At 43.3% G+C, this 19,752-nt stretch carries 9 protein-coding genes, 1 tRNA gene and 1 pseudogene; 3 read left to right on the plus strand and 8 right to left on the minus strand.

What is annotated here, in order from left to right; genetic code table 11:
• The first annotated feature begins 1,385 nt into the window (after window positions 1-1,385).
• Complete coding sequence (locus B2Z67_RS06980) at window positions 1,386-3,047, plus strand: glycosyltransferase (protein WP_291529101.1); 1,662 nt, start codon at window positions 1,386-1,388, stop codon at window positions 3,045-3,047.
• 34 nt (window positions 3,048-3,081) lie between these two features.
• The gene (locus B2Z67_RS06985) at window positions 3,082-5,646 is read left to right on the plus strand and encodes a glycosyltransferase family 1 protein (protein WP_291529102.1); all 2,565 of its coding nucleotides are present in this window, start codon (window positions 3,082-3,084) and stop codon (window positions 5,644-5,646) included.
• 75 nt (window positions 5,647-5,721) lie between these two features.
• Here the strand turns inward: B2Z67_RS06985 and B2Z67_RS06990 are convergent, their stop codons facing one another.
• Window positions 5,722-8,625 (minus strand): PD-(D/E)XK nuclease family protein, encoded by a 2,904-nt coding sequence (locus B2Z67_RS06990; protein ID WP_291529103.1) that lies wholly within the window; start codon window positions 8,623-8,625, stop codon window positions 5,722-5,724.
• 263 nt (window positions 8,626-8,888) lie between these two features.
• A complete protein-coding gene (locus tag B2Z67_RS06995) occupies window positions 8,889-12,239 on the minus strand; it encodes a UvrD-helicase domain-containing protein (RefSeq protein WP_291529104.1) in 3,351 nt (1,116 codons plus the stop codon).
• Between the two features lie 234 nt (window positions 12,240-12,473).
• Between B2Z67_RS06995 and B2Z67_RS07000 the strand changes: the two genes are divergently transcribed.
• Window positions 12,474-13,235 (plus strand): TSUP family transporter, encoded by a 762-nt coding sequence (locus tag B2Z67_RS07000; protein WP_291529105.1) that lies wholly within the window; start codon window positions 12,474-12,476, stop codon window positions 13,233-13,235.
• Between the two features lie 25 nt (window positions 13,236-13,260).
• On the opposite strand, the gene B2Z67_RS07005 is transcribed toward B2Z67_RS07000, so the two are convergent.
• From B2Z67_RS07005 to lpxK, 6 genes and pseudogenes are all read right to left on the minus strand, one after another.
• Complete coding sequence (locus tag B2Z67_RS07005) at window positions 13,261-15,891, minus strand: TonB-dependent receptor (RefSeq protein ID WP_291529106.1); 2,631 nt, start codon at window positions 15,889-15,891, stop codon at window positions 13,261-13,263.
• Between the two features lie 306 nt (window positions 15,892-16,197).
• A pseudogene (locus B2Z67_RS07010) lies at window positions 16,198-16,331 on the minus strand (RNA polymerase sigma-70 factor); the annotation flags it as partial.
• Window positions 16,332-16,579: 248 nt separating this feature from the next.
• Window positions 16,580-16,652 (minus strand) — tRNA-Phe (locus tag B2Z67_RS07015).
• A gap of 110 nt (window positions 16,653-16,762) precedes the next feature.
• The gene (gene thiL / locus B2Z67_RS07020) at window positions 16,763-17,827 is read right to left on the minus strand and encodes a thiamine-phosphate kinase (RefSeq protein WP_291529107.1); all 1,065 of its coding nucleotides are present in this window, start codon (window positions 17,825-17,827) and stop codon (window positions 16,763-16,765) included.
• 43 nt (window positions 17,828-17,870) lie between these two features.
• Window positions 17,871-18,680 carry a purine-nucleoside phosphorylase gene (locus B2Z67_RS07025; RefSeq protein WP_291529108.1) on the minus strand — a complete coding sequence of 270 codons (810 nt, stop codon included), beginning with the start codon at window positions 18,678-18,680 and terminating at the stop codon, window positions 17,871-17,873.
• On the minus strand, window positions 18,637-19,740 hold the full coding sequence (gene lpxK / locus B2Z67_RS07030; protein ID WP_291529109.1) for a tetraacyldisaccharide 4'-kinase: 1,104 nt from the start codon (window positions 19,738-19,740) through the stop codon (window positions 18,637-18,639). Before lpxK ends, B2Z67_RS07025 begins: the two co-directional genes overlap by 44 nt.
• Window positions 19,741-19,752: the final 12 nt, after the last annotated feature.

Raw genomic sequence — 19,752 nt, forward strand, 5'->3', positions numbered from 1 at the left:
GGTATCTATTGTTTTGTATGTACCCAATTCATACTGTATTGAGCAACAAAACTCTACAACTCTAATAAATGTGGAATAAACAAACCACTTTCTGTTAACATGTCTGACACCAAACTGTGATGTCGCAAATATAAAAATAAATTTTGAATAATGCGAATAATGAGTTATGTTTTTTAACACATCATCAAATGATTAATTAACCTGCTCAATAACAACGAGTTATATTGGCGAATTGGCGTGAAATAATTGGGGCAAGCGCACCAAAATCTTATTTAGACGGGATAAGCATATCATATAAAGGCTATTCTGTTGACCGTGATAAGTTCGTGAGGCTGTGAAATCTGTCTCATGAGACTATAAAATTTGTCCCACGGGACAGATTTTTTCATCTCACGAGATGAATTTCTTCGTCCCGTGAGATGAATTTTATAGTCTCACGAGATGAATTCCGAGGCTTTAGCTTTGCCATTATGAATAATGCAGGATAGTCATACCCTCAAAATCATGTGTTTTCACCGGATATAGATGGTACTTTCACCGCCTATATGTGGTTCGCGAACGGGATATAGATGGTGAAAACACGGGATATAGATGGTGCGCGCACCGCCTATATCCCGTTCGCGAACCATCTATATCCCGTGCAGCCCAAAATCAGGAATCCGAGGGGCACAAGTATTACAGTTGAGGAACACAAGTATTGCATTTATGAAACACAAGTATTACATTTACGGAACACAAGTGTTCTGCGCGAGCCACACAAGTGTTTCTTAAAAAGCACTCATATCCTTATTAATACTCAAGGATACACCCCACTAAATGAGCAACTTCTGCAACCACATATATGCGCACAGTGAGAGTAACCCTTACCCTCACTCTACTCTCACCCTTACCCTCACCTGTCCAAACGCCGATGAACAAAAGGATACAAGAGAAAGAGTGAGGGCGTGAGGGTAGGATGTGAAAACTCTGGGTATGCGTGCACGCACGCATACGCGCGCGTACATTATAAATGGAATTAAAGATTCCGCTGAATCACTTTCGCCACATTCTCCGACAAAGCAAGGAGGAGCACCTTTGCTGCCTCGTTCTCTTCGCGGGGATACTGAAGCCATGGTAAAGGAAGCCTTTCCCTTGCTTTTCTTGGCGAACTGTAGATTTTACCTCTTGTTACATCAGGCAAAGAGCTTTCTTGCAAACACAGGAACTACGACGTTTACCGTTCATTTACACTAACTCTATGTGAGATATAAAGAAGTTTAAAAGAACTATTTCGCAAACGATTGTTTATACATATTTCATTGTTTTTTCAATTAGTAGGCTAATTATCAAAGAAAAATGTGTAATTTTGCGCCCGGTATTAAGTAATTAAGGATTTGGATAATAATATGACTAATGAGCGGTTAACCCCCGACTACATCTTCGAGTCAAGCTGGGAAGTATGTAATAAGGTTGGAGGTATCTATACGGTTTTGTCCACGCGGGCTAATATCTTGCAGACTAATTTTCATGATAGATTGTTTTTCATCGGACCCGATTTCCGGCAAGGAAAAGAGAATCCTTTGTTTGCCGAGTCGGATAATCTGTATGCAGAATGGAAAAAGTATGCGGCTCAAAAAGAAAATCTCTTCGTTCGTGTAGGACGCTGGAACATTCCCGGTAATCCTATTGTTATATTGGTTGACTTCCAACCGTTTTTCGCACAAAAAAATGAGATATATACGGAGATGTGGAACCACTATCAAGTGGATTCACTGCATGCGTATGGCGACTATGATGAAGCGTCCATGTTTTCGTACGCTGCCGGAAAGGTGGTAGAGAGTTTCTACCGTTATAATTTGACTGAGACGGATAAGGTAATTTATCAGGCAAATGAATGGATGACCGGCATGGGAGCCCTTTACCTGCAAGCGGCCGTACCGGAAATAGCTACCATCTTTACTACACATGCCACATCAATCGGGCGCTCTATTGCCGGTAATAATAAGCCGCTTTACGACTATCTCTTTGCCTATAACGGCGACCAAATGGCGCAAGAACTCAACGTGGAATCTAAACACTCTATTGAAAAACAGACTGCACACTACGTGGATTGCTTTACAACTGTGAGTGAAATCACAAACAATGAGTGCAAAGAGTTGCTCGACAAGCCTGCCGATGTAGTATTGATGAACGGTTTTGAGGATGATTTCGTACCGAAAGGTGCTACATTTACCGGAAAGCGTAAACGTGCACGGTCTGTAATGCTGCGTGTTGCAAATTGTTTGTTGGGGACGGATTTGGATGATGATACGCTGATTGTAGGTACCAGCGGGCGTTATGAATTCAGGAACAAAGGAATTGATGTTTTCCTTGAAGCGCTGAACCGCCTGAACCGTGATAAACATTTAGAGAAGAATGTGCTGGCATTTATAAACGTACCCGGTTGGGTAGGCGATGCCCGTAAGGACTTGCAGCAACGCCTTAAGAGTAGAGAAATATATAATACTCCGTTGGAAGTACCTTTTATAACCCATTGGTTGCATAACATGACACACGACCAGGTGCTCGATATGCTGAAATACATGGGTATGGGCAACCGTCCTGAGGATAAGGTGAAAATTATTTTTGTTCCTTGCTATCTCGATGGTAAGGATGGCATTATTAATAAGGAGTATTACGACCTGATATTGGGAGAAGACCTTAGCGTCTATCCGTCGTATTACGAGCCGTGGGGATATACCCCGTTGGAGAGCGTGGCATTCCGCGTTCCCACCATTACGACAGATCTTGCCGGTTTCGGACGTTGGGTAAACAGTTTGAAGAATCAGCACGGTATTAATGATGGTGTAGAAGTGCTTCACCGTTCGGATTATAATTATTCCGAAGTGGCTGACGGCATTAAGGACACTATTTCTGCATTTTCGGCAAAGAGTGAAGCCGAAGTGAAAGAAATACGCAAGCGTGCCGGCCAGGTGGCTGAGCAGGCATTATGGAAACATTTTATTAAGTATTATTACGAAGCCTACGACCATGCCCTTCGTCATGCGATGGAGCGCCGGTTAGGCTAAAGAGTATGAATCATTAATCAATCAAATATATAGAATGAAGATTAAAGTTAGCAATGTAAACACTCCTAATTGGAAAGATGTGAATGTGAAATCTCATATCCCAACCGAATTGGAGAATTTGTCAGAATTAGCACGTAACATTTGGTGGTCCTGGAACAATGAAGCTACCGAGTTGTTCAGAGACCTTGACCCTGTTCTTTGGAAAGAAGTCGGACACAATCCCGTACTTTTGCTGGAACGAATGAGTTATGCTAAACTTGAAGCACTTGCAAAAGATAAAGTTATTCTGAAAAGAATGAACGACGTATACACTAACTTCAGAGCGTACGTAGATGCGGAACCTGATAAGAAACGTCCTTCTGTTGCTTATTTTAGCATGGAGTACGGTTTAAATCAAGTCCTTAAGATATATTCCGGTGGTCTGGGTGTTCTTGCCGGAGACTATTTGAAAGAAGCATCCGACAGTAATGTTGACCTTTGCGCGGTAGGCTTCCTGTATCGTTATGGCTATTTTACTCAGACGCTTTCCATGGATGGTCAGCAGGTTGCTAACTACGAAGCTCAGAACTTCGGACAGTTGCCTATCGACCGTGTATTGGACGAGAATGGTAATCAGATCGTTGTCGAAGTTCCTTATCTGGATTATTATGTCTATGCTTCTGTATGGCGCGTGAATGTGGGCCGTATCTCTCTTTATCTGTTGGATACGGACAATGAGAAGAACAGTGAATTTGACCGTCCTATTACACATCAACTTTATGGTGGCGATTGGGAAAACCGTTTTAAGCAAGAAATTTTGCTTGGCATCGGCGGTATGCTGACGTTGAAGAAACTGGGTATCAAGAAAGACGTTTATCACTGTAACGAAGGACATGCGGCATTAATCAATGTTGAACGTATCTGTGATTATGTAGCAGAAGGTTTGAGCTATGATCAGGCTATTGAATTGGTACGCGCATCTTCCTTATATACGGTACATACTCCGGTACCTGCCGGTCATGATTACTTTGACGAGGGACTGTTTGGTAAATATATGGGTGGTTATCCTGCTAAGATGGGTATCAGTTGGGACGATCTGATGGACCTTGGACGCAATAATCCGGGTGACAAGAACGAACGTTTCTGTATGTCGGTTTTTGCCTGCAATACATCCCAGGAAGTAAACGGTGTAAGCTGGTTGCACGGAAAAGTTTCTCAGGAAATGTTCTCTACTATCTGGAAAGGATATTTTCCTGAAGAAATGCATGTAGGTTATGTAACGAATGGCGTACACTTCCCAACTTGGTGTGCATCGGAATGGAAGAGCCTTTATGCAGACAACTTTAATGAGAACTTCTTGTATGACCAGTCTAATCCGAAGATTTGGAATGCCATTCATAATGTACCCGATGAAAAGATTTGGGAAACTCGTATGGCATTGAAGAATAAACTGATAGACTATGTCCGCAAGCAGTACCGTGAAACTTGGTTGAAGAATCAAGGTGATCCCTCACGCATTGTTTCCTTATTGGATAAGATTAACCCGAACGCCTTGCTGATTGGTTTCGGTCGTCGCTTTGCTACATACAAACGTGCGCACTTGCTGTTCACTGACCTTGACCGCCTGTCCAAGATTGTGAATAATCCTGATTATCCGGTACAATTCCTGTTTACCGGTAAGGCTCATCCTCACGATGGCGCAGGACAAGACTTGATTAAGCGAATTATTGAAATCTCCCGCCGTCCGGAATTCCTGGGTAAGATTATCTTCCTGGAAAACTACGATATGCAATTGGCGCGCCGCCTGGTGTCCGGTGTGGATATCTGGTTAAATACTCCGACTCGTCCGCTTGAGGCTTCCGGTACTTCCGGTGAAAAAGCTCTGATGAACGGTGTGGTAAACTTCTCCGTACTCGACGGTTGGTGGTTGGAAGGCTACCGTGAAGGTGCAGGCTGGGCGTTGACCGAAAAACGTACTTATCAGAATCAAGAACACCAAGACCAGTTGGATGCCGCTACAATTTATAGCATCCTTGAAACAGAAATCCTGCCGTTGTACTATGCACGCAATAAAAAAGGATACTCTGAAGGTTGGGTGAAAACCATTAAGAATTCTATCGCACAGATAGCTCCGCACTATACAATGAAACGTCAGCTTGACGACTATTTCAGCAAGTACTATAATAAGCTGGCTAAACGTTTCCATGCGTTGGCGGCCAACGACAATGCCAAAGCTAAGGAAATAGCAGCCTGGAAAGAGGAAGTTGTGTCTAAGTGGGATGATATTGAAGTAGTATCTTTTGATAAGGCTGAAGAACTGGCTCATGGTTCTATAGAGAGTGGTAAGGAATACACCATTACTTATGTGATTGATGAGAAAGGTCTGACGGATGCTATCGGTATTGAACTGGTAACGGTTTACACGGCTGCGGACGGCAAACAATACGTTTATTCTGTTGAACCTTTCAGTGTAGTGAAGAAAGACGGTAACCTCTATACTTTCCAGGTAAGGCATAAATTGGAGAACGCAGGTAGCTTTAAAGTAGCTTACCGTATGTTCCCGAAGAGTGCAGACTTGCCACATCGTCAGGATTTCTGTTACGTTCGTTGGTTCCTGTAGGAAGATTTTAATCCGATAATATTAGAAAGCTGTTTGCGAGAGGTTGGAATGACCTCTGCAAACAGCTTTCCTTTTCTATCGCTTACACAATTCTTTGAAATCACAATATTCGCACTTCTTCGTATCTTCCGTTTGAGTGAAAGGTTCTTCATAACTGTAAATCTCTTGTAACAGGTTTAGTAACCGTTCGCGGAAATCATCTTCATAGAATGTAAAGTTGTCGACCGGTATTTTAGGTTGTCTGGCTTCACCCATTTCGATGATGGGCGAATAAGTCTCTGAAGCCGCCCGGTGAATATAGAGCAGGGAAGGCGCTACTTTCAGCGATTGTTTACGACACATAATGGCGGCATACAGAAATGTTTGGAAGATATAGTTCGGACGTCCCTCGGCAGGGGTGAACAGTTGCGCTATGTTCTCCGGATTTTTGGGACTACCTCCGGTTTTATAGTCTACAATGCGCAGAGTATCTTCTTTGCTGTCTATGCGGTCGATGGTACCGCCGATGTTTAAAGAAAGTTTTCCCACCGGCGTATTGATAATCATAGTTTCGGTCACTTCCTTTTCCATCCCCTCCATACAAAACGGGGCATATTGCAAATCATTACGCAGCAATTGGCGGAGATATGATGCAATTACTTTTGCATTGATAAGCTGAGTACCGTTATACTCCGATTTTTCGGCAGGGGCGATGTGAAAGAAAATCTCTTTGAAAGCGGCATCTACATAATCCTGTAGCTTTATATCATTGCGTAGCAGTTGTTCCAAGTCCTCTTTCCGTACTTCTTTTCCACGGACGGTCAGGGCTTCATATGCCAATTCGGCGGAACGGTGAAAAATAGTCCCGAACAGTGCAGAGTCTATTTCAGCGCTGATTTCATCGGGAGCTTTCAAGCCTGCCACATAACGGTAGTAGAACTTCAGCCGGCAATCCAGGTATGCATTGAGTGCGGAAGGAGAAAAAATAGCCTTTGGATGCCGGGTAACATCATAGCGATTGTACATTCGCGTAATGATTTCCGGCGTTTTCTCAATACATATTTCCCTGTTACTTTGCGGTGATTGCCCGGCTTCCAGATATTCGCGTGAAATGTCGTAAGGTGATTCGACAAGGAATTGCAGCATAAAGCGCGACATCTCTCCACGATTTATTCCGTCCGAAGAGGTATTATATAATAAGGTGACATTTTCGGCGCGTTGTATCAGGCGGTAGAAATAGTAAGCATAGACAGCGTTCTTATGTTCGATGGTGGTCATGCCGAAAGCCCTCCGCAGATTGTAGGGGATGAAAGAAGATTCTCCACCTGCTTTGGGCAACTGTCCTTCGTTGAGCGAAAGCATAATAAGGTTACGGAAGTCGAGATTACGTGTCTCCAGTACTCCCATTACTTGCATACCGATGGCGGGTTCTCCATGGAAAGGTATATTGGAAGTGGCAAGCAGGCGACATAGCAAACGTTTCAGGGTATCGACTTGCAAAGTCAGTTCGCCGCTGTCTATAAGATTGAGCAGGCGGTTGATAAGCGTGTAGCTTTTGAATAATGATTCCCGGTAGAGTTGGTTAAAGATATCATTCGTTTCTTCCTGCTGCCTGTAGAGTACGGATACTTCCCGCAGCATCGTTGTAAGGTATTGGCAAAGAGAAGAAATGCCCGTTTGCGGGGTGAATAGCAGTTCCAGAAAAGTATCTTGTCCTAATTCGGAAGGTAATGGATAGAAGCGGTTGTCTTTCGTTAGTTGTTTTTCTAATATTTCCGCGGAAGCGGATAGCCGGCGGGTATAAGGATGTTTAAGCACGGACAGGACAGCCTCATACAAGTATCGCCCCGTCCCTGCCTGATATCCGTTTGTTTGTAATTCAATCAGCGCACTGATAAAACTATATACGGGTGTCTGGGCTAAGGGAAATCCCATAGTGATATTGACATTCTTTATTTCCGCCGGAATTGAATGAAGTACAGGCAGTAGAAGAGCTTCATTGCAAAGTACTACTGCATTCTCTTTTTCTTGAAAAGACGGAGTTTCTTCAGAAGATGAATCCTGCAAGATTGAACGTACCCATTCCGGTAAATAGCGTGCTTGCGCATTTTCGGTTGGTGCGGAAATGAAACGCACGGTCTTGGGAGTCCGTAATACATCGAATACCGTTTCGGGTAGTTCATTTGGAAAAGTCTTCAGGTTATGGATAATGAACTTACCGGCTTCGTGGGTGTAAGGCGGCGTTTTCTCCTGAGGCAGGCGGGTATAGAAGATATCATAATCCCAGTAAAACAGCGCTTTGCCTGCGTCGTGCAAGCGTTTGAAGAATTCGGTTTCTACCTTGTTCAGCACATTGAAGCCGACAAATACGTAACGGTCGTATTTCAGCTTTTCCGGTTGAAGCTCTTCCATTACCTGGCGGTACATCATGCCTTCGTAAGCGATACCGAGTTCTGCAAGGTTGCTACGATAATGATGATAAATATCTCGCAGCTTATCCCATAGAGAGATGAACTTCTCTTTGAGTTCCGTTCGCCGTTCGATGGAGAAGTTTTGAAAAAACAGGCGGATGGCTTCTTCCTGTTCTGCATTGAGGAAGTTGTAATCATCCATAATGTTTTTCAGGTCTTGCAGGTTTGAGAAGAGCCGGTTGGCATCTACAAGATTCTTGTCCACATCATCAAAGTCGCTGATAAGCAATTCGCCCCAGAAATAGAAATCGTCCAATGTTTCTTCGCTGCGGGTTTCTTCACGGAATACTTTATAGAGTTCGCATACCAGACGGATAGGGTCGCCCAACTTCCAGGGAGAGAGTTGGCGGAATAGTTCGCTGATGCTGATGTATGCAGGCGACCACAATGGGCGGTCACTCTGCGCTGCCAGATGTTCGTTGAAGAACAGACCGGCACGCTTGTTTGGGAATACGATTGCAACTCGTGACAAGTCGTTTCCTATCTTTTGGTGTAGGTCTTGGGCAACTAATTGAAGGAATGTTTGCATATTATGAGGGGTCAAGTAAGCGAAGCGGAGCTTCGTAATTTTGAATTATAAATTTTGAATGGCTTCGCAATGCAAGCGATTTTTCAGACGCAGATAATGTGGATGCCGCGGATTTTAAATGCCGCGCTATCTTAACTCATCCGGAAGGTAAAAAGAGATCCGCGTCATCCGAGTTATCTGCGTCTAAGAAATTACTTGTATTGCGAAGTAACCTGATTGGGGCTTTCAACTGATGCATTATCATTTATACTACAAACTAATTATTATGAGGTACTTATATTAATTATTAAATCTTCTTCCACATACCACAGAAATCCCTTTATATTCTCTTTGGAATATCCCATGTTGGTAAGTAACAGCATATATTCCTGCACCTGTTTATTGTGCTTCTTATTCTGTTTTCCGAATTTGAGGTCTATAACAACAATTTCGTTACCGCGCATCATCACCCGGTCGGGGCGGCGTGTGCGCAGTTCACCGTTTTCTTGCCAGATGATATCACATTCATTGAAAAGCAGCCATTCGCCGGAATACCAATCCTGTACCTGAGTCAAAGAGAAAGCATGGCGGGTTAGTTCCTGTATTTCCTTTTCTGCTTCGGGCGTGCCGATGATACCTTCAAAAACAAGTTGTTGGATGGCGTTATCAATATCCTTTTCTGTTTCGATGGCAGAGAAGAGGGTATGCAACAATTGTCCCCGATGAATAAAGCGACTGTCTGACTCTTCTTCCTCCACTCCACGGATGAAATCGGCCGAACGATTCGATTGGCGGAATTCGATGTCGTGCCGCATGCTTTCTATGTGAATGGGGAGTTTCTCCGGTTTCTGCGAAAGGCGATTGACTGGAGTTCGTGGAGAAGAGGCTACCGTTTGACTACTTGCTCCCGGACTTTCTGCCGAACTTGCTCCCGGACTTTCCGCCGGACAGGATTCTTTGTCTGACGGGCAGAGCTTTCCGCTTTCGTAAGGTTCTTCTTCGTTCCAATTCTCATTGTCTTCACGGGCGGAGACTTGTGCCAAGGCATTGGCAAGTAGCTCGGATATGGTTCCTTTCTGTCCTTTCTTACTCCAGAATATAAGATTCTTTCCGGCACGGGTGAAAGCTACATAAAGCAGATTCAGATTATCCACCCAGAGTTGCAGGCGTTCGTCCAGATAGTCCTGCCGGTATACGGACTCTGCCATTGTGGACGAATAGTTGACCGGAACAATATCGAGCGCATTGTACGGTTCTTCGGTGGGAGAGCACCATATCAACTGATTGTTGGTTTCGTTCTCCAGTTTCCAGTCGCAGAAGGGGATTAGGACTGTGTGGAACTCCAATCCTTTTGACTTATGAATGGAAAGAATGCGAATTCCGTCCATTTCTCCGCTGGGGATGGTCTTGCCGCACAATGTTTCATCCCAATGACGGATAAAAGCGTCGAGATCGGAAGAGTTGTTTTGCAAATAATCCGTCACCGCATCGAAGAAAGAGAACAGATAGGCATCCTGTTCTTCAATCCGGTGCATTTCAAACAGGCTGAATAACTCTTCCAGCAGTTCGTATAGCGGCATCAGGCGGAGGGTTTCCATGCGGGAGACGAACGATTCGGGAAGCATTGCCTCAGGGGAAGCGGTGAATAGCTTGTCCCAATCCGTGCTTTGTAACCGGTAGTTCGTAATTAATGAAGCTCTTGCTATCCTATCTTCCGGATTGGAAAGATAACGCAAGGCATCTATCAGCATACATAATGCCTGCGAGGCGTCCAGCCGGAATGCTTCGTCCGAAACAATGGGCAGATGCATCGTTTTATCAAAGTAATCGGCGATAAGGGGAATGTTCTTGTTCTTGCGTACAAGAATGGTGATATCATTCAGCTTTACGCCGGCTTCCAGTAACCGCTGTACTTCTTCGCCCAGGGAGATAATGGTAAGTTCGGTATAGTTATGTTCTTCGTCCGCTTCCAGAAAGGTGGCTTTGATGTAGCCTTTGGCTTCTGTCCTGGGAGATTCTTGGGTGGCGTCTGCGTAGGCGCGTTGCAATGGGCGGCAGTCTTCCTGCAATTCTTTCAGGTGGAGCAGATTGAGGTATTCTACTGCCGCGGTGAAGAGGGTGTTGTTGAACCGGATGATGTTTGTTTCGCTTCGCCGGTTTGTTTTTAGAGTTTCCACCCGCACCGGGAAAGGGAAGGGTGTTTCTTTCGTTCCCAGCGCATTCAATATACCCCAGTCGCCGTTTCGCCAGCGATAGATGGATTGCTTTACGTCGCCCACAATCAGGCTGTTGGCTCCTTGCGAAAGACCTTCCTGCAAGAGGATTCTGAAGTTGTCCCATTGCATCCGGCTGGTGTCCTGGAATTCGTCAATCATTACGTTGCGGATGCTGGCGCCGATTTTCTCGAATACGAATGAGGAGTCGCCGTCGCCCACCAGGTTGTGGAGTAATGCATTGGTATCGGACAACAGGAAGCGGTTGTGTTCGCGGTTCAGTTCGCGTACTTCTTCGTCGATGTGTGCGAGTAGTTGCAGTTTGTTCAGGTGTTGCAGTGACAGACGGCAACTGTTTACGGTTTTGTTGTTCCTTGGTCTGAATGTTTCGGCATTCTGCAACAGGGGGAGCAGGCTTGTTTCTACCAGGTGGATGATGTCGTTCTTTCGCGTGGATGTCTTGGTTGCCCAGTTCCTGGCGTCGTCCAGACTGTTTTTCAGGGTGGCGTTTACTACGTCTTTATCCGTTAAGCGTCCGTCATTCAGTTTGCGGAAGTAACTGCTGATGCCTCGTGAGCCGCCTTTGAGGTCTTCCGGAGTAAGGGCGTGAGCTTCCAATTCTCCGGTAAACTGGTCGTAGAAGCTTTTCATTTGCTCCAGGGCTTCGGTTTCTTTTTCGCGCAGTTGGTTGCGGTATTGCTTGATGGTATCGGGTTGTTTCAGTTGTTGGCGGAGGCTTTTGCCGCGCTCTATGTAGCCTTCGTCGAAGATGTTCCAGCCGAAACGTTTGATTTCGTCGGAGACGTTCCAACGTTTATCGTCGGCTATGCGCTCGTTGATGTAGTCCAGCAACCATGTCAGGACAGGGGAGGAGGGGGTTAACTTCTCAATGAGGCTGTCTACGGAGTCGCTTAGTACTTCGGCGTTGTTTAGCTCTATGTTGAGGTTGGGACTGAGTTCCAGTTCACGGGCCAGGTTGCGCATTACGGACTGGAAGAAGGAGTCGATGGTTTCTACGCGGAAACGGCTGTAGTCGTGCAGCATGTATTGAAGGGCGGTTCCGGCTGCGCGACGGATGTCGGATTCGGAGAGGGCTTTAAAGTTTTTGTTTTGTTGTGGGTCTCTGTTTTGCTGCAAATCTCCATTTCGTTGCAAGTCTTTATTCTGCTGCAAGTTCTTGCTCTGTTGCAAGTCTTCGCGGATACGGTTCAGGTACGGTTCGGAGGCAGGGTCGGCTATCCAGATGCCGTATAGCTGTTGCAGAATACGTTCCTTCATTTCGGCCGTGGCTTTGTTGGTGAAGGTTACGGCGAGTATCTGTTGATAGGCTTTGGGGTTCAGTATCAGGTGCTTGATGTATTCTACGGCAAGTGTGAACGTTTTTCCCGAACCGGCTGAGGCTTTGTATACTAATAATTCCATGTGAGTTTGCAGAGTTAACTTTTCTACAAACATAAGCAAAAATGCGGGATGTTAGTAATGCTTGAGAGATATTTTAGGGAAAGAGCATCAAAATTATATTTATGACTTCTTGAGTTACTTCATTTCTGTTAGTTATGGGCTTTGTAGTTTGTTTTCTGATACTCTCAAAAATCCTGCAAAATATCAATACCTTATTCTTATATTTGCACCCGAAAAAGGTCTATAAATGCATATATGAATTATATTGAACAACTAATTGTTATTTGCCCGTTGATATTTATCGGCAGTTTCATAGACAGCATTGCTGGGGGCGGAGGGCTTATCACACTTCCATCCTACAATATTGCCGGCTTATCGCCGCATTTTGCTTTAGGTACCAACAAGTTTAGCAGTTGTATTGGTACTTTCTTCAGCACTATGCGCTTTGTGAAAAATAAAAGCTACAACTTGACGAGCGCCATACCTTCAGTTATCTTTGCCCTTATCGGGTCGGCAATCGGCACGGAGATTGCCATTTATTTGGATGCAAAAATATTGCAGTACGTACTTATTGTAGGAGTTCCGGTAATTGCTGTCGTTGTTTTAAAGAAGAAGAAGTTATCGGAAAATACCACCAAACAATTATCCAAAACCAGGCTCATTGTCTTATCCTCTATTATCGGTTTCGTGATTGGAGGCTATGATGGCTTTTTTGGACCGGGAACAGGCACTTTCCTCATCTTGGCTTATTCTTCAGTCTTAGGTTTCGACCTGCTAACAAGCATGGGGAATGCAAAACTTGTAAACCTGACCTCTAACTTCGCATCACTGTTTGTGTTTCTTATTGAGGGCAAAATACTGTTTGCCGTAGGCATACCTGCTGCTTTATGTGCCATTGCCGGGCATTATATAGGTAGCGGACTTGCCATAAAGAATGGACGGAAAATCATTCGCCCTATATTAATTCTGGTTTTGGTATTGCTCATGATGAAAATCGTATGGGATATGTTCCTTTAGCTTAAAACTTCGGTTCTGAAGGGGCTTAAAAGTATATTTTCCAACTAATGCTTGGTACTATCGGTGCATTTCTTCTTTTTGCAACGGAGTTTGTTTCAAGATTATAAGCATAGCCTGTTTGCCTGAATCCGGTGGCATTAAGAATCATAAAAGAAAATTCATGGGCTATTTTCTTTTTGTTTATGCGGTAGCGAAGTGTTAAGTCAGTTGTAAATGAGTTTGGCAGTTTTAAGCTATATGCTCTTGAATCTATTTCTTCAATTCCTTGTATATGTTCCGACGCATCGTAATCTATCGGAGTATATCTGAAGCCTCCCTGATAGGTTAACCGGATATTGGCACTGAATACCTTGTGTTTCTGTTTTCCAAAAATCCATTCTTTTCCTGCCAATGCATTAAATATAAACCGTTGATCCATTCGTGTGCTTCGCCATATTTTATCGCCTCCCGTATATTCGGACTTAAAAAGCGAACCTGTGAACAGTCCATACCAACCATCCTTTAAATACCGTTCTAAAGTAAGATCAATCCCATAGTTTCGCCCTTTACCCTCATTAACCAATCTCTTGTCTAAGCCATAAGCATTATAATTAAGGATAGAGAATGAAGTATTAGGCTCAACAGGTACATCGTACAAATACTGGTAATAAGGCTCAATCTTCAGGAAAACATTATCTGATATTTTCTTGGCATAAGACAATGCGAAGTGATGCGCTTTGCTGAAATCCAAATTTTTATTAACAAGCAGGTTGCCTGTTTCAGGAATTTTTATATAGTAATAATCCAACCGTTCCCGTGTACTGTTAAGCCCGTATGCAAAGGCTAAGGACTGTCGCTTAGGAAGCTGCCATTTAATACTGGCTCGTGGCTCTATTGTCCAATTCTTGTTCAGACTGAACATTTGTCCTGTCAATCCTACGCTTGCTTCAACGTTTTTATTTATTCTGAACACTGAGTTTGTAAAAGCAGATACGGCATAGTCAACACCGCTTCCTTGGGCTATTTGTTGCATGGGTTCGTATAGACTCGGTGTATCACTGCTGTTAAAATTGAGATTGTAACTAAGCCTTTTCAGGGTGAAGCCCGTTCTGCTTGTGTGGTTCTCTCCAAATTTCTTATTCAGGTAGGAGTTGAGAATAATGTCGGTATTACTATTCTTTACATCTGCCATTCGATGGTAGTCGAGGCTTTTATCCCTCTGGTCTATTATGCCATGTACTTTTGAATAGGTTGTGGCGAGCGATGATTTCAAATAAGTATTGCTATTGATATAGATTTTATGTCCAATGCCTAACATCCCTTTAGCAAACTTATTATCAGACTTTTGCTTATCGGACGTATATTCCCATTTAGCGGAATCCTCTACTTCTTTCTGCAAAACCTTATCTGACAAACCCAATCCCCAGACGGTAAATGTCCCTGCCTTTTTAGTGGGAAAATTCAATTTGAATGCCAAATCCTGATAATCCAATCCCTCATCCGCCCCATTTATTGCGTCAGATATGCCGGAAAAAGAATATCTGTAATTGAAAATGTAAGAGCTACCGTGTTCTTTACTGATTGGTCCTTCCGATGCTACATCCACTCCCCAAACTCCAATCTGAAAGGCATGTTCATGTTTCTCTCTGTTGCCTGTCCGCATTGACATATCAAATACGCCGCCCAAAGCATTTGTATATTCGGACGGAAAAGCTCCATTGTAAAAGTCCGAATTACCCAATACGTTGGAACTCAATCCGGTTAGTAATCCTCCACCTAAACCTGTCATGTCTGCATAATGTGTAGGGTTTGGAATCTCTACACCCTCCATTCGCCATTGAGTAAACTGAGGGCTGTTACCCCGAATAACAAGCGCATTAGAACTAATACTTCCCGAAGAAACTCCGGCGAAAGAAGAAACCAAACGTGACGGGTCGTCAAATCCTCCGGCAAAACGGCTCGCTTCTTCTACAGTCAGCATTCTGCCCCCGGTCAACGCCATTGTATTAACAGTTGAACTCTTGTCAATATTCGGTCGGACAACTACTTCGTCCAATAAGAGAGTATTCTCTTTCAATGGAATTTTAAGATATACTTCTTTTGCCGAAGATATTACTACTTCTCCTATTGTTCGTGGTTCGTAGCCTATAAATGTAGTTTGTATATCATATCGCCCGACAGGTACATTGCGAATAATGAAGTGTCCCAAGCTGTCGGTTGTTGTTCCTAGATTACTACCGTTTGCAATACTCACATTGGCAAAGGCGATTGGTTGTTCGGACGCTTCATCTATCACAATTCCTTTTATGGTTTGGGTTAATGGCTTATTTTTCTGTGCTTTCTCTTTTCCTTTCAGTAGGGAAATAATGATGTGATACCCGTTAATTTTATACCTGTAATTTGTATCTTTCAGGATTTGTTTCAATGCCTTGTCTATATCCGCATCTTTTAACGATAAGGATATTCTCTTATCCAAATCCAGTGTGGAGTGCTCATAAGCAATACTGTACACGGTTTGTTGTTCTATTTGAGAAAAAGTCTCTTTCAATGAAATACTCTTATGTTGTATCGTAACTTTTTTATTGGCATTTTGCGCTACTGCACCTGAAAATAAGAAAAGGGAGATTACCAAAAAGATAATTCTATATGACTGTTTATTTGCTTTTATTCGATTCATTTTATTACATTTGTATTGTTGATACTTCGTTTTACTATTCATTTTAATGAGTTTCGACATTTCAGAACCGGAGAGAGGGTCTCAAGCTGCTTTCCGGTTCTTTTTACTTCATAGGCATTTCAATATTTATCATTGAGTCCACTTCAAAAAGTCTTTTTTTATCAGAATTTAACGCCATACAAGTACTTCTAAAAGGGGGTAAAAGTGCTAAATTGCACTTTTTGAAGGGGACTCATCATTGTTTCTTTATCGTTTTACTATTTATACAAGTAAGTGATGAAAAACTCAATGAGAAAAATGAAGTTTTTAAAGCAAAGTGAAAAAGAATGCAGAAATAGCTTTTCGAATTTCTTTCAAGCAAGACTTAACTGGCTTTCGACATTTCTTTTGGTAGTATTTAGCTTCTCAGCTATTTCGGTATTGGTCAATCCTTTATGCTGCAAAAAGGCGATAAATTTGGAATTGAATCCGGGAAATACTGGATATTTTTGGATTTACGGCAATTTCAATGTACACTTTTTGCACACTCGGTGGGTCGTTCCTTATTTTTAGTACTTTTCAGTTTAACCTGATTGCGTCGTTTTTAGATGTATCGTAAAATGCTGTAAATCAATATGTTTAAGGCATTCTTTCTGTGATTTCAGTTTAACTAAAAAAGGGAAGCTAATTTCTTAACTTCCCTTCTGGGTGGTGCCACCAGGAATCGAACCGGGGACACAAGGATTTTCAGTCCTTTGCTCTACCAACTGAGCTATGGCACCTTTCTCTTTTGCGGTTGCAAAGGTAGTGAAACTTTTGGACTATGCAAGAGGTTGGGAGATAAAAAGCGCTGATAAATAGCTATGAGGTTAAAAATCACTGGTTTTTCTGCTTAACTTTCTGCATTTCTTTCTGCATTTTCGATTGCTTCTCCTTTCAGCGGATTCCAACCTTGTGCTTTTAATTCAAATTCCTGACCGTCACGCGTAATCAAGGCGTAACCCAATTCTGCCTTGGTGATATGGCCAATAAGCTTCACACCTTCCATTTCGGAAACTTTTTCATGGTCGGTGATGGGTACGGTGAATAGTAATTCGTAGTCTTCACCACCATTGAGGGCACAAGTGGTTAGGTTCATATTGAATTCTTCCGCCATGACGGCTGTCTGATAATCAATAGGGATATGTTCCTCGTAGACACGGCAACCGACTTTGCTTTGCGTGCAGATATGCATCAACTCGGAAGATAAACCGTCAGAAATATCTATCATGGAAGTGGGTTGAATACCTTCTTCCGCCAATATTTCGGTGATATCGCGGCGTGCTTCCGGTTTCAATTGGCGTTGCAAAAGATATTCTTTTCCGGAGAAATCGGGCTGTATGTCGGTTTTACCTTTGAGAGCTAACTTTTCACGTTCCAGCAGTTGTAACCCCATATAGGCAGCACCCAAATCACCACTGACACAAATCAGGTCGGTTTCTTTGGCGCCATTGCGGTAAACTACCTTATCTTTGTTCGCTTCACCAATACAAGTGATGCTAATGGTTAATCCGGTGAGTGAAGAAGATGTGTCACCGCCTATAATATCTACATCATATTCCTCACATGCCAAGCGGATACCGGCATATAACTCTTCTATATCCTCCACGCTGAAACGTTTGGAAAGTGCGAGCGAAACAGTGATTTGTTTCGGCGCACCGTTCATAGCGTAGATATCGGAGAAGTTGACGACAGCCGCTTTATAGCCTAAATGTTTCAGAGGTACATAAGTAAGATCGAAGTGTACACCTTCCATTAATAAGTCTGTAGTAATCAAGACTTGTTTTTCGGCCGGGTAAGAGAGTACGGCAGCATCATCGCCTATGCCATACTGACTTGATTCGTTTTTCAGTTCAATGCCTTTAGTAAGGTGACGAATGAGTCCAAACTCACCGAGAGTTGCAATTTCTGTTCTCATGTTTATTTAATGAATGATTTGCCTGTCGGTCTTTACTATATATTTATGATCTGTTTATCAGTTCTCTCATAATCTCCGTCATCTTAGGTTGAGCAGCATCAGCGGCTTTCTGCACATCTTCGTGCGTAACTTCCACAATTTTGCCTGCTACACCGAGGTCGGTAATCACCGAAATGCCGAATACCTTAATGCCGCAATGGTTAGCGACAATCACTTCCGGTACCGTAGACATTCCTACTGCGTCCGCACCGAAAATGTTGAATAGCTTGTATTCAGCCGGTGTTTCAAACGTAGGACCTTGTGTACCGACATATACGCCATGCTGTACTTTGATACCCTTTTCTTCGGCAATGGTATCAGCTTTCTTAATCAGTTCTTTGCTGTATGCCTCACTCATGTCCGGGAAGCGTGGACCATACGGGATGTTCTTGCCACGTAGCGGATGTTCAGGGAAATAGTTTATATGATCCGTGATAATCATCAGGTCACCGATTTCGAAATCCGGATTCGTGCCGCCGCTGGCATTGGATACGAACAGTGTCTTGATACCTAACTCTCGCATCACACGTACCGGGAACGTCACTTCTTTCATCGAGTAACCTTCATAATAATGGAAACGTCCCTGCATTGCCATGATATCCTTGTTGCCGAGCTTTCCGAATATCAGTTTTCCACTGTGTCCTTCTACGGTTGATACCGGAAAGTTGGGAATTTCCTCATACTTTATTTCATACTTCTCGGTGATTTCATTTACCAGACTTCCTAAACCGGTTCCGAGGATGATTGCCGTTTCAGGTTGAGTGCGCATCTTACCTTTCAGGTAAGTAGCTGTTTCTTGAATGAGTTCTAACATAGCCAATAATATTTTGGTTAAATATATGTTGTTGATTTTGTAACAAAACGATTTCAATCGGCAAGACGTATAAGTATGGTTTCAGCGTTTCTGCCAATGCAGGATGGTGTTGTAGCCTGGTTGCATCTTTTTCGGTAGTGACAATTAACTTTTCGTCTCCTTTCAAGTGGTCGAAACGTTCTTTTATCACCTGCAAATCTTTATTGCTGAAATCATGGTGATCGTCGAATGAACATAAATCAATGTGGGATGTATAAGCCTTCAGTTTCTCTAATAATGGAGTAGGGGAGGCAATTCCCGTTACTAATAATATCTGTTCATCTTTCTTTAGTGAAGACAATGCACGCCGTTCCCCACCGAAAAGCGGAGTCAGTGTACCATACTTGAACGATGAAAAATACAATTGTTGGTATGGATATAATTCCAGCCTTTTGGTGATGATGTTGAAGTCTATCGGTTTGATGTTTTCCGGACATTTGGTGACGATTATAATATGCGCCCGGTTTTTCCCGTTTTTCGGTTCACGCAATCGTCCTACCGGAAGCAACATGTCATCACTGAATAAAGAGTAGAAGTCGGTAAGTAGAATATTCAATCCGGCCTTTACATACCGGTGTTGAAAAGCATCGTCCAACAACACTGCATCTACCGTAGGGTTTTCCAGTTTCATTAATTGCTCGATACCATGACAGCGGTTTTCGTCTACAGCCACCCGAATATCGGGGAATTTTGCTTTTATCTGGTATGGTTCGTCGCCAATCCTTTTTACGTTCGTGTTTTCAGTGGCCAGTATGTATCCTTTGCTTTTCCGTTTATATCCCCGGCTCAACACGGCAACGTTCAGCTCCTTTTGTTGCAACAACTTGATAAGATACTCCGTGTGCGGCGTCTTGCCCGTCCCGCCTACAGCGAGATTGCCGACGCACACCACAGGTACGTCAAAACTCTTTGACCGGAGAATTCCCCAGTCAAAGAGTTTATTTCGAAGGTATACCCCGGCTCCATAAAGCCATGAGACGGGGTATAACCAATAGTGTATCTTAACCAGCGGTTCTTCCATCCACTCCTTTCT

The sequence above is a fragment of the Bacteroides sp. UBA939 genome, from assembly GCF_002293435.1.
Lineage (GTDB): Bacteria > Bacteroidota > Bacteroidia > Bacteroidales > Bacteroidaceae > Bacteroides.